The 11,531-nt window shown below is 65.7% G+C and carries 14 protein-coding genes; 8 read left to right on the top strand and 6 right to left on the bottom strand.

Annotated elements, in window-relative coordinates; all coding sequences use genetic code 11:
- Positions 1–223 precede the first annotated feature (223 nt).
- Positions 224–1,090, top strand: coding sequence for an AraC family transcriptional regulator (locus D9V28_RS08205; protein WP_121659238.1), 867 nt, complete (start codon positions 224–226; stop codon positions 1,088–1,090).
- A 120-nt stretch (positions 1,091–1,210) separates the two neighbouring features.
- On the opposite strand, the gene D9V28_RS08200 is transcribed toward D9V28_RS08205, so the two are convergent.
- A complete protein-coding gene (locus D9V28_RS08200) occupies positions 1,211–2,056 on the bottom strand; it encodes a G5 domain-containing protein (protein ID WP_121659237.1) in 846 nt (281 codons plus the stop codon).
- Positions 2,057–2,197: 141 nt separating this feature from the next.
- On the opposite strand from D9V28_RS08200, the gene D9V28_RS08195 reads away from it, so the two are divergent.
- On the top strand, positions 2,198–2,731 hold the full coding sequence (locus D9V28_RS08195; protein WP_121659236.1) for a hypothetical protein: 534 nt from the start codon (positions 2,198–2,200) through the stop codon (positions 2,729–2,731).
- A 175-nt stretch (positions 2,732–2,906) separates the two neighbouring features.
- Complete coding sequence (locus tag D9V28_RS08190) at positions 2,907–3,944, top strand: LLM class flavin-dependent oxidoreductase (RefSeq protein ID WP_121659235.1); 1,038 nt, start codon at positions 2,907–2,909, stop codon at positions 3,942–3,944.
- 129 nt (positions 3,945–4,073) lie between these two features.
- On the opposite strand, the gene D9V28_RS08185 is transcribed toward D9V28_RS08190, so the two are convergent.
- On the bottom strand, positions 4,074–4,361 hold the full coding sequence (locus tag D9V28_RS08185) for a glycine zipper domain-containing protein (RefSeq protein ID WP_121659234.1): 288 nt from the start codon (positions 4,359–4,361) through the stop codon (positions 4,074–4,076).
- Positions 4,362–4,510: 149 nt separating this feature from the next.
- Here D9V28_RS08185 and D9V28_RS08180 point away from each other — a divergent pair, with 149 nt between their 5' ends.
- Both D9V28_RS08180 and D9V28_RS08175 read left to right on the top strand, forming a co-directional pair.
- Positions 4,511–5,032, top strand: a complete 522-nt coding sequence (locus D9V28_RS08180; RefSeq protein ID WP_183086471.1) for a MarR family winged helix-turn-helix transcriptional regulator — start codon at positions 4,511–4,513, stop codon at positions 5,030–5,032.
- Positions 5,029–5,814 carry an SDR family oxidoreductase gene (locus tag D9V28_RS08175; RefSeq protein WP_121659232.1) on the top strand — a complete coding sequence of 262 codons (786 nt, stop codon included), beginning with the start codon at positions 5,029–5,031 and terminating at the stop codon, positions 5,812–5,814. Before D9V28_RS08180 ends, D9V28_RS08175 begins: the two co-directional genes overlap by 4 nt.
- A gap of 163 nt (positions 5,815–5,977) precedes the next feature.
- Here the strand turns inward: D9V28_RS08175 and D9V28_RS08170 are convergent, their stop codons facing one another.
- A complete protein-coding gene (locus D9V28_RS08170) occupies positions 5,978–6,772 on the bottom strand; it encodes a helix-turn-helix domain-containing protein (RefSeq protein ID WP_121659696.1) in 795 nt (264 codons plus the stop codon).
- A gap of 70 nt (positions 6,773–6,842) precedes the next feature.
- Here D9V28_RS08170 and D9V28_RS08165 point away from each other — a divergent pair, with 70 nt between their 5' ends.
- Positions 6,843–7,367: a VOC family protein gene (locus D9V28_RS08165; RefSeq protein WP_121659231.1), complete on the top strand. Its 525-nt coding sequence runs from the start codon at positions 6,843–6,845 to the stop codon at positions 7,365–7,367.
- A 241-nt stretch (positions 7,368–7,608) separates the two neighbouring features.
- Here D9V28_RS08165 and D9V28_RS08160 read toward each other — a convergent pair whose 3' ends face one another.
- The 3 genes from D9V28_RS08160 to D9V28_RS08150 form a co-directional block, all read right to left on the bottom strand.
- The gene (locus tag D9V28_RS08160) at positions 7,609–8,178 is read right to left on the bottom strand and encodes a TetR/AcrR family transcriptional regulator (protein WP_121659230.1); all 570 of its coding nucleotides are present in this window, start codon (positions 8,176–8,178) and stop codon (positions 7,609–7,611) included.
- Positions 8,171–9,028 (bottom strand): alpha/beta fold hydrolase, encoded by an 858-nt coding sequence (locus D9V28_RS08155; protein WP_121659229.1) that lies wholly within the window; start codon positions 9,026–9,028, stop codon positions 8,171–8,173. Before D9V28_RS08155 ends, D9V28_RS08160 begins: the two co-directional genes overlap by 8 nt.
- Before the next feature lie 99 nt (positions 9,029–9,127).
- Positions 9,128–9,421, bottom strand: a complete 294-nt coding sequence (locus tag D9V28_RS08150; protein ID WP_121659228.1) for a DUF1905 domain-containing protein — start codon at positions 9,419–9,421, stop codon at positions 9,128–9,130.
- Positions 9,422–9,493: 72 nt separating this feature from the next.
- On the opposite strand from D9V28_RS08150, the gene D9V28_RS08145 reads away from it, so the two are divergent.
- Both D9V28_RS08145 and D9V28_RS08140 read left to right on the top strand, forming a co-directional pair.
- Positions 9,494–10,687, top strand: a complete 1,194-nt coding sequence (locus tag D9V28_RS08145; protein ID WP_229727883.1) for a glycosyltransferase — start codon at positions 9,494–9,496, stop codon at positions 10,685–10,687.
- On the top strand, positions 10,684–11,493 hold the full coding sequence (locus D9V28_RS08140; RefSeq protein ID WP_183086470.1) for a PIG-L family deacetylase: 810 nt from the start codon (positions 10,684–10,686) through the stop codon (positions 11,491–11,493). Before D9V28_RS08145 ends, D9V28_RS08140 begins: the two co-directional genes overlap by 4 nt.
- Positions 11,494–11,531: the final 38 nt, after the last annotated feature.

Here is an 11,531-nt window from a genome sequence, read left to right as displayed (position 1 = left end):
CACCGCGGTCAACCCCTTGCCGGAGTTGCGAGAAACACTTGACATTCCGGGCTCAAGGGAGTGCGTTTTGCGTGCCTGTCGCCCGCCCGGTCGCAACCGGTCGAACATTTTGCGCGTTATCGACCGTCCGCGACCCCGCGGGACCTGGCGCGACCACATCGAACCGCAATAGTGGGCTACGAACGTACTTCGGTGAGCAGGCTTGAGAAGGAAAGGGGAAGCCGTGATCGCAGTTCTCAACCGCATCGTCGATTTCGTCGAGGAGCACCTCACCGAGGAGATCGACATCGCCGCCCTGGCCAGTGCGCTCGGCACGACGGAGTACTACGCGCGCCGGATGTTCTCGTCGCTGGCTGGCATGCCGTTGTCCGAGTACATCCGACGGCGGCGCATGACGGTCGCCGCGGCCGAAGTTCTCGAGGGTCTCGACCTGTTGGGAACCGCTGTGCGTTTTGGCTATGGATCAACGGAAGCGTTCAACCGCGCGTTCCGAGCGGTGCATGGCACCAGCTCCGGCGATGCCCGTCAGAACGGTGGCCCCCTTCGCACTCAACCGCAGATCAGGTTCCGCCTGACCATAGAAGGGAACACAACCATGGACACTCGCATCGCAGACCGGCCCGCATTCCGGCTCGTCGGTCACTCAGTTCGCGTGGCGCTCATCTACCAGGGAGTCAACCCACACATCCAGGCGCACATCGCCTCGCTGCCCGAGACCGAGCACGGCCGCCTCAAAGCGCTGAGCGATACCGAGCCGGCTGGGCTGCTTCAAGTGAGCGCCGACGTGGACCCGGACTACACAGAAGGAAGCGAGCTCACGTATCTGCACGGCGTCGCGATCGAGGCGGAGACGGCTGTGCCCGAGGACCTCGACGTGATCGAGATCCCAGCCGGCACCTGGGCCGTGTTCCGCACGGCCGGACCCTATCCGGAGGCTCTGCAGTCCACGTGGGCTGCGACTGCCGCCGACTGGTTCCCGTCGAACCCGTGGCGCTTGAGGCCCGGGCCGTCGATTGTGGCCATCCTCGATCGCGCCGCTGATTTCAGCACGGCCACCTCGGAGTTGTGGCTGCCCGTGGAACGCGCCTGACCGCGCTCGACCTACCCAAAGAGGCTCTCTGAGAGGTGCGAAAGCGCACTCAGAGAACCTTTTTCGGTGGATCGGCATTCGTGTGTGGGTGGTTCTCTCGACCGGACCCGGGAGGAACTGCTACTTGTCGCAGGCTATTCCGTCGCTGTCCCGTTCAAGGTCGTACACATCCGGCCCGACCACCGTGAGCGGCCCGCGCACGTATTCAGGGCCGTTCCCGCTTCCGCCTTCGCAGTCGACGTCACTCGCGAACGGGACACACGCTCCGCTATAGCTCGGGTGGCATCCGCCGCCTGCTGCGGGTGGTGCAGGTGCGGGAGGCGCTACAACGACGGGTTGTTTGGTGCCGACGGATGTCACCTGGGTGACCGGCTGGACCGTAGTTTCTTCACGCAGCACCTCTCGGGCGGTCTCGACTCCGTCTGTCGTCGTTACCCGCGAGATGATGACCTTCTCGCCGTTAGCCCCGGCAGTGGTGACGACAGACGTCCCGATGGCGATCGACGCATCGTTAACGGACGTGCTTTCGAAGGGGATGGCGACCGGCTCGCGGATCTCGGTCTGAGTCACGACAGGGGTCGGAGTTGGAGTCGAGGTCCTCGGGGGACGCGGCTTCGTTTGCGTTTTCTCGCTCGCCTCGGAAATGCCCGCGACGCTTTCGTTAGGATCCACTGTCGCAGCGTTCGCCGCACCACCAATTGTTGCGGCAAACAGGCCACCGGCGAGCACAAGCGCACCGATCTTGCGCGAGCGAACACGGAAAAACTTGGCCGATCCAACCGTTGCCGCATATGCCCCGACACCGGTCGCGATCACGCCCGCGAAAATAACGAACTGGGAAAGCGCTCCACTTACGGCGACGATGAGGAGTACGAGAGCTCCGATCACGACCCCAATGAGGATCTTCCGCTGGCGCGAGATCGGTTCCGATGGGTTGTTGTGCTTTCCCGGGCTGGGCACCGACATGGTTACTCCTTGTTTGCTTCGCCGATGAAGCCTGCCTTCGATCGAAACGCCTGCCCCATCGTTGCCGAGTCGTTGGCGCCTGCGTAGTCCCCAGTCCGGGCTGCGGCGGCGCGTGTCGGTGGCCGGGCTCACACTGTGGCCATGAAGAAACAAGCCGCACTCATCGAAGAGGTCCTGGTGTCCTTCTTCGGCAAAGAACATGACGCCAGCACTGGGATACGTCAGAAGCGCATCGAGCAGGTTGACAAGCTTCTCCGGCGCTATCTCGAGACGGAAGCCACAACCTTCCTCACCACCCCCGAGTTGGCTCTCGTTGAAGCGGAACGCGAGTTCAACCCGAAGGCCGCGGTCGTCCGCACCGTACAAGCGGAGGCACTGCTCTTCGGGCTCAAATCCTTCGTCGAACCGCCTTATCTCGATCCCGATCCGCTGTTGCGACGCGTGCAATTACAGTGCGTCGAGAAGCTCGCCTGGCGCCTCATCACGACAGAACTCCGCGGGGAAGACACGGGCTGCGTCGAAATAGACCTCGACTGTGCGCTTCGCCGGGCCAAGGACGAGCTGACTCGCGAGCGACGCGAGAAGACGAGCGCTCGTCGGCGTGCACTGCTGGATGAGGAGATCCAAGCCCGCATTGCAACGCTTCCCCAGATTCCTCGGCAGGTCGAACCGTAAAATTCAGCTCCACGCCACAAACGCGCCGCTTCCCGCATGCGCACAACTCCGCTCCGTGAGGTTCGCGTACCCGCTGGGCCGCCATGGCCAGGCGGGGAATACGATTCAGTCGAAGACAGTTGGCTCGTATTGATGCGTACGCATCGACCTACGCGATACCCGGACGGACACCCCCATGGCACAGCAGCAGCTCGAACTCGGCCTCGATACCTTTGGCGACGTCTCGGTCGACAGCACCGGGACCCCCGAGAGCGACGCCCAGGTGATCCGCAACGTCATCGCGCAGGCCGTGCTCGCAGACTCGGTCGGCGTCGACTTCATTGGCATCGGTGAGCACCACCGCGACGACTTCTCGATCTCAGCACCTGACATGGTGCTCGCCGCAATCGCCGGCCAGACCGAACGCATCCGCCTCGGCACCGCCGTCACCGTGCTCTCGAGTGACGACCCGATTCGTGTGTTCGAGCGTTTTTCGACACTGGATGCCGTCAGTAACGGCCGCGCGGAAGTCATCCTCGGTCGCGGCTCATTTACCGAATCCTTCCCTCTGTTCGGCTTCGACCTCGCCGACTACGAGGTGCTCTTCAACGAGAAACTCGACCTTTTCGTGCAGTTGCTCAAAGAGAAGCCGGTCACCTGGTCGGGCTCCCACCGGGCGCCGCTCGTCGACGCTGACGTTCACCCCAAGACCGAGTCCGGCCGTCTCACCTCGTGGATCGGCGTCGGCGGATCTCCCGAGTCGGTCGTGCGATCGGTGCGCACCGGCATCCCCATGATGCTCGCGATCATCGGCGGCGACCCGGGTCGCTTCCTGCCGTACGTCGAGCTCTATGGTCGCGCATCCGACCAGCTCGGCCTGCCACGGATGCCGCTCGGAGCGCACTCCCCCGGCCACATCGCCGAGACCGACGAGCTTGCCCGCGAACAGCTCTGGCCGCACTTCAGCGTCAACCGTAACCGCATCGGTGCCGAGCGCGGCTGGCCCCCAGTGACCGAAGCCGAGTACGTGAATGAGATCGAACACGGCTCGCTCTACACCGGGTCACCCGAGACCGTCGCGCAGCGCATCGCCACAACGGCTCGCACCCTCGGCCTCAACCGGTTCGATCTCAAGTACGCCAATGGCCCGATGCCACACGACCAGCTCATGACGAGCATCGAGCTCTACGGCACCCAGGTCATTCCGCGGGTTCGCGAGCTGCTCGCTTCATAGCGCGCCGCTGGTCGGCACCGAACTTGCGCCGAGGATGGACGCCCCAGGCCAGGATGCCCAGCGCGATGTCGATCAGGAACGTCCACGTGCGACGCTTGTAGGTCGAACCGGCGTGATCGCGAGAGTCAGCTACTCGGGCCGGGGCGGGGCGTCGGGGGCGTCGCCGACCTCGGGTGCTTCGCCCGAATCGTCACCCGGCTTCGCGGCGCCCTTATCCTTCTGGGCCGCGTCGAGCGAGACTCCGATCGCGACTCCGATTGCGAGGCCCGCTCCGAGAAACGCCCAGTTGTCCATAGCGACACTGAGTGCCACTCCGAAACTGAGCCCGAGGGCTATCCCGATCGCCAGGAATTTACCGTCTCCGCCGTCGCCGCCCCATGCCGAGTCGCTCGGTTTCGAATTCTTGTCGGTAGCCATAACGCAACGTTATGTCGGGCACGCGAGCCACGGCATCCGCCTCAAGGAGGAAATCGCGGCCAGTGGGCGCCGCTACAGCCGCGCCCGCCCTGTCGCTGCTGCTCCGGGACCGATATGCTGTCCTTAGGACAGTAATTGAGGAGCACTTAGTGTCAGAGCCCTATTCGGAGCATCCGTACTCCTCGATCTTTCTCGCGTCGCTCACCAGTGTGATCGCGCAGTGGACGGCACCGAGCTTTCTCGTGGCCATCACCGCGCGTGAGGGCATCGATCTGGACTCGACATCGATCACGGCGATCAGCATCCTGGACCGACAGGGCCCGATGCGACCGTCCGTGCTGGCCGACAACCTCGGCACCGGCGCCTCCAACGTGAGCAAAATTCTCGGGCGCCTCGAAACCGCCGAGCTCATCGAGCGCCGTAAGGATGACGCCGACGCGCGCGCCTGGCTGGTCCACCTCACGCCGGCCGGAGCCGAGGTAGCTGCCGCGTTCATCCGGGCGGGTGACGGCATGCTCCGCGAATTGCTCGACGGCTGGAGCGAGAAGGAGCGCCACCTGCTCACCCAGCTCATGCAACGTCTCGACGCTTCGACCCGCGCGTTCGCGGCCACGCTCGACACCGACTCAGCCCGCTCCTCAACCCCTACAGAAAGCACAGTGTCATCATGACCCGCACCTACGTCGTTACCGGTTCCGCCTCAGGCATCGGCCAGGCCACCGCCGAGCTTCTCCGCGAGCGCGGGCACCGCGTCATCGGCGTCGACCTCCGCAACGCGGACATCGAAGCTGACCTCTCAACCACGCTGGGACGTGACGCCGCGATCGCAGGCGTGCTCGAAGCATCCGATTCAAAAATCGACGGCATCATCGCTGCCGCCGGCATCTCCGCCCCAAAGGCCCTCACAGTCGCGGTCAACTTCTTCGGCGTGACCGCGCTGCTCGACGGCCTTGCCGAGACCCTCGCTAAGAGCGACGCCCCGCGCATCGCGGTCGTGAGCTCGATGGCGTCACTGCAACAGAACTCGCCCGAACTCGTCGACGCGATCCTCGCCGGCGACGAGGCACGCGCGCTCGAACTCGGTGCGGCGCTCGAGGCACAGGGCCCCGAGGCCGGCTACCTCAACTACCCGTCGAGCAAGCGCGCGCTGTCGCGTTGGGTTCGCCGCGAGAGCATCGCACCGCGTTACGCCGGCGCGGGCATCCCGGTCAACGCCGTCGCACCCGGAACCGTCGTCACCGCCATGACCCGCGACCTGCTCGCCACCGAACAGGGCCGTGCCATGGTCGACTCCGCCGTGCCGATGCCGCTCAACGGCCACTCCGACGCCGTCGTGATCGCACGCCTGCTCGTCTGGCTGACCAGCGAAGAGAACACGCACGTCACCGGCCAGACGATTTATATCGATGGTGGAGCGGATGCCACGCTCCGCGGCGACAACATTTGGAGCTAGCTCCTCCAACAGACCCGGTCGGGATTGGCTGGCTTCGGCCCCGATCCCGACCGCATCACTCGGATTCCTCCTCATGATCCGTTTGCCAAAAATGGCTCTTACGACCGTCCCCCAGCGGCTGCGAGAGCCATTTTTGGTATCTGGGCAAGGGAAACCCGGCGCGCTACACGTCGGGCGTGGAGTTCCGTCGATAGTTCGTCGGCGTGAACCCGACGACGCGCGTGAAATCGGTGGTGAGGTGAGCGTGGTCGGCGTACCCCAGGTCGGCAGCAACCTGCGCGATGGTCAGCGACGGGTTCTCGCGGAGCTTTCGCGCGGCCTCCTGCAGCCGATATCGCCGGATCATCGCCAGCGGCGGGACTCCCACAAAACGCCGCGCGAGGCGCTGCACCCCACGGGCTGAGAGGTGGAGGGCACTCGCAACCTGCTCGACCCGAACGATCGACGGGTCCGAGGCGATGAGGTCCTCCATGGCGTTCGCCAGGAGGCCCGACTCGTCGGGCGGTTCGAGGTTCTCAGTCGCCCAGGCCGTGAATTCCGTGATTGCCTGTTCGATACCAGAGGCGTCATCAGCACTCATCACATCGCAGAGTGCCCGCTGCAGGTCTGGCGCGTCGAAGGGTACTTGCGTGTTCAGAATGCCCGACGGGTTGGTGCTTAGCGACGCGATGCCGCCCGGACGGAGCAGCGCTCCGGCCGCCCATCCGCTCCCGCGAAGGTCACGATACGACGCCCCAGTGGTGGGCCCAGACAACGAGACACCACTCTCCTCGACCACGAGGTTCGACGCAGGAAACGGCAGCACGTTCTGCCGTGACGTCCTCCCCGGCGCGAGTTGCCACTGCGGAATCCAGAACCATCGGACGCGATCCTGAAGCTCCGGTGGCGCCGGCCGCCGGGAAAAGGATGGGAGTCGCGTCGGATAGAGGACGCCTCGACCGTCGGCCGGTTCCGTCATAGTCGTACCTCCCGAAATCTCGTCGCGAATCTTCAAGCCGATGACGTGCACGCCGACGTACGGTCTTCCCATGAATTCAAACACGAACGACACAGCCCGGCTCGGCGTGACTGGCGAGAACACGACCAACGGCATCCCGCACGGCTCGACCAGTCTGACCCCGTTCCTCGCCGTGAAGCGAGCCGCTGAGGCGATCGAGTTTTATTCGTCGGTCTTCGGCGCGCGCGTCATCGACGTCACGGAGATGGGCGGCGTTGTGGTGCACGCGGACCTTGACTTCGGCACCGGCCACCTGCAGCTCGGGGAGCCGATGCCCGACTACGGCCTCGTTGCCGCCCCTTCGGGCGACGACGACTGCTACTCAATGGGCCTGTACTGCGCCGACGTCGACTCGACAGTTCAGCGGGCCGTCGACTCGGGCGCGACAATCCGGGAGGCGCCGAGCGATTTTGTCTCCGGCGACCGGTTCGCGTCGATCCGCGATCCGTTCGGTGTGCGTTGGTCCGTGATGTCCCGCGTCGAGGACCTCTCCGAGGCCGAGAGCGCCGCCCGCGTCGCGGAGTGGGCGGCCGCACAGCAAGCCCCGAGCTCGTAAAGCTTCAACGCACGCCTGTTGCGGCTACCGCACGATTTCAGCGCCCTGTTCCCCGAGACATTACAACACCCGTGGGCGTACGCCGCAACCGAGTGGTCTCCGGCCAACCCCTAACTTCCGGGCGCCGGGCCCTCAGTTATTGAGTGTGCGGCGTGCGCCAGGAGGGGCATCCGGGCGGGGACAACTGTGGATTCCGCTCGCTCATTCCATTACCCCATTGGGCAGGGTGACGGTCTGTGAGTCACAGTGATGAGGCGCGCAGGCCACGGTCGAGAAACTCCACCACCCAGGCGAAACTGGCCTCGACATCGGCAGCCATCTGAAAACCATCGGATGCTTCAAGAGTTCCGAAGCCGTGCAAGACGCTGCGAAGCATCCGGAGCGCGTGGATCTCGTCGGACGGCTCGAGCCCATAGCCTCGAAGTACGGCGGCGAAGGAAGCGAGTGTCCGGTCGAGCGCGAGAGTGAGGGTGCCCTCCGCGTCAGCGGGGCGGGCGACGAACGTCGCGGCGTAGCGCCCCGGATGCTGCTTCACGTAGTCGCGGACGGTCTGTGCTGCCGCGGCGAGCGCGTCCCTGCCCGCTCTGCCTTGCATCGCGTCGCGAAGTTCGTCGCCGAGCTCGGTTGCCGCGAGAACAGCGATGCGATGGCTGAGGTCCGCGAGCCCGTCCACGTGCTTGTAGAGGGAGGGGGCTTTCACCCCTAGCCGCTCGGCGACGACACTCATACTCAGTTGCGAGATGCCGATCTCATCGGCGAGCGCTGCGGCGGCCTCGGTCACCGATGCGGGGTCGAGGCCTGCTCTAGGCATTGTTGTCCGATCCGGCGGTGGTTGTCAGCGTCTTGCTCAGGAACGGCAGCACAAGGTCGAGGACCTCCACCGGCGTTTCGGCGTGCGGGTAGTGCCCGGCGCCCTCGATGACGGCAAGCTCGCCGATGCCGGCAGGGAGGTCCGCGAGAATTCTCAAGCCCTCCGCTCGCGGGTCGGCCCAGTCGGGGTCAGCGCTTCCTTCGATAATCAGGACGGGGCACTGCACGCTGTCGAGGTAACCACCGGCATCCATTGGTGAAGTCTTGGCCATCCCTCGAAGTGCCGCCATCCGTTCGGGCTGGCGCAACGTTTCCTCGAACCGGCTGCGTTCGCGGTCCCAGTCGGCTGGCTTGGTGGGGATGGCCAGGTCCAGGTAAGACAGCCAGCCCTTCAGGCTGCCACTCAGCAAGACTTTCGCCAACTGAGCCGTTCCGCTGCGGTGAGCCTTGTTCCGGAGCAGCCCGCCGATGTCCACCGACTGCTTTCGCGTGAACGGGGCGAGCTCCACGATGCCGACGACCACGTCCGGAGCCGTTGCGGCCGCGATGGTTGCGGCGCCGCCACTGATGGACTGTCCGACGATCACGGCAGGGCCACCCAGGTGCCGCACGAGGGCGACGAGGTCACCGGCGATATCGGCGCGTTCATAACTTCCCCAGACGGCGGTCGAGTCGCCGCAGCCGCGGATGTCGACGTTCGCGACGCGGTAACCAGCTGCAACCAGCTCCGGGACGAGAAAACGGTATGAGTGCCGGCTGTCGCCCATCCCGTGAGCAAGGACGACGAGGGGGCCCCGTCCGCTCAGGTCGTAAGCGATGGTTCCTTCTTCGAGGTGCAGTTGCTCAAGCATTATCTTCTCCTTGGCTAATCTGAATAGCTTAAAGCTACGCCCCATAGCTAAGTGCGTCAAGTGTTGTCTTCATTCATCTCTGCGAGCGCGTGTTGGGGCCTACAGATCAAGCAGCTCCAGATGCACGGTCACCGGGTCGCCGTCTTCGATTCCCTCGGCCAGGCGCACGGCCTTCTTCATCGGCAGAATGTAGACACCCTCACTGCTGTCGGGAAACACCGATGTGTCCCAGGTCGATGACCCGACCGTCGCCCGCACCTTGACCGCGCCGAAGCCAGACGGCATCCGCGGGATCTCCCGAATATCGGCACTCTCCTCCTCGGGCACGGAGACGAAGTACCACGCGGCCCGCGCATCCCATTCCCAAAGCGGCGAGGTGAAGGTGAAGTGCATGCTCGATGGTATCGACGCCTGGCGAACTTCAGCCAGACAGAACACTCAGGCGTGCGGCCTATCATTTTGTGAGTGCCCCTCTCCATCGCCCTGATCAGTCTCCACACGTCTCCAGACGACGATCCGGGCACCGGTGACGTCGGCGGGATGAACGTGGCCGTCCGCGCGACGGCTCTCGAACTCGGCGAACTGGGTCACACCGTCGACATCGTGACGCGTCGCACGGCGCCGCAACAGGCATCCGCTCATAAAATCGCTGCGAACGTCACAGTGCACCACCTCACCGCGGGGCCGGTCGAGCGCCGCATCAAGGGCGAGCACGAGGGCTTCATCGCCGAGTTCGGCACCGCGCTCGACGCGTTCGGTGACGTCGACATCGTGCACTCACACCACTGGTTTTCCGGCATGGCCGCGATCGACGTCGCTCGCCGCCGCGGCATTCCGCACGTGCAAAGCTTCCACAGCATCGCGGCGGATGTTTCGACCCCTCTGTCCGAGGGTGAACGGCCCGAATCCCCCGGACGGATGCGCGGCGAAGCGCTCCTCGCCCGCGAATCGGATGCCGTCATCGCCGTGAGCGCCGCCGAACGAGACACCATCGTCAACCGGCTCGGCGCGGCACCGACGCGCGTCAGCGTCGTCCACCCGGGCGTCGACAGCGCACTCTTCACGCCGCTCGAAACACCGACGACCGAGCACCCCGGCTACGTCGTCGTCGCCGCCCGACTCGAACCACTCAAGGGACTCGACCTGGCGATCGCCGCCCTTGCCGCGATTCCAGCGGCCGACCGGCCGGACCTCGTGGTTGCCGGCGGACCGACCACGGGCCACGAGTCCTACCCGACCGAACTGCGCACCCTCGCGTCCGATGCCGGCATCACCGTGCGTTTCGTCGGCCCGCAGTCGCGCCGCGATCTGGCCGTCCTGCTCCGCGGCGCCCGCATGCTGCTTGTGCCGTCGCACTCGGAGACGTTCGGCCTGGTCGCCCTCGAAGCGGCGGCGAGTGGCATCCCGGTTGTGGCCATGCGCTCGGGTGGCCTGGTCGAGGCCGTCGAGCACGGCACGACAGGACTCCTCATCGATACCCGCGATGCCTCTTCGTGGACGGATGCCATCAGCCGGCTCCTCGCGGACCCCACGTTCGCAACGTCGCTCGGCACCGCCGGACGCGCTCGGGCCCTCGACTTCCCGTGGCGGCACACCGCCCTTCACACCCTCGATGTCTATCAGGGCCTGCTCGCCGGCCGCGGCCGAGTCGCTTCGTGAGCGCAAGCGGAACGGCGATCGACGACATCCTGAACGGCGCCCGTTCGGTGCTGTTCGCGCATGCCCACCCCGATGACGAGACGATCGCCTCTGGCGGGCTTATCGCCGAGCTGGTCGCCCGTGGCATTCGCGTGACCCTGCTGACCGCGAGCAGGGGCGAACGGGGCGAAGTCGTGCCAGGGCCACTGTCTGCCCTCGTCGGAACCGAGGCCCTGTCGCTCGAACGCAAACGCGAACTTGCCGGAGCGCTCCGGGTGCTCGGCATCACCGACCACTACTGGCTGGGGCAGCCGCCCGCCCGCGTCGACGGATCGCCCGAGCGCATCTACCGTGACTCCGGCATGGTGTGGGTGAGCGAGGGTGTTGCGGGCCCAGCCGACGATGCTCCCACCGACGCCCTGGCCCGCGCCGACCTCGGCGAAGTGACCGCCGACGTCGCCGCCCTGCTTGCGGCCACCCGGCCCGACCTCGTGATCAGCTACGACGACCACGGCGGATACGGGCACCCCGACCACGTGCGAATCCGCGATGCCGCACTGCGAGCATCCGTGGCCCTGGACATTCCGTTTGCCGAGCTCCTCGACGAGCCGACCTCGGGAGCCGAGTGGTTCAACCTTGAGCACCGTCGAATCACGATGACGGATGCTCTGCGTTCCCACGCGAGCCAACTCACCGTTTTCGGGAATGAGGTTGTGCACTCGGGTGGGCAGCGGGACCCGATCCGCCCGAGCGTTGGGCTGCGCATCGTCGACGCAGCCGGGGTCGCGACCGCGGCGGATGCCCGCGAGCTGCTCGCCGAGCACTAGCCCCGCTGCAGCCCGATCACGCCCCCCGCGCGCCCCAG

This window comes from Mycetocola zhadangensis, assembly GCF_003668565.1.
GTDB classification, from domain to species: Bacteria; Actinomycetota; Actinomycetes; order Actinomycetales; family Microbacteriaceae; genus Mycetocola_A; species Mycetocola_A zhadangensis.
This window is presented reverse-complemented; position numbering and strand designations above follow the sequence as displayed.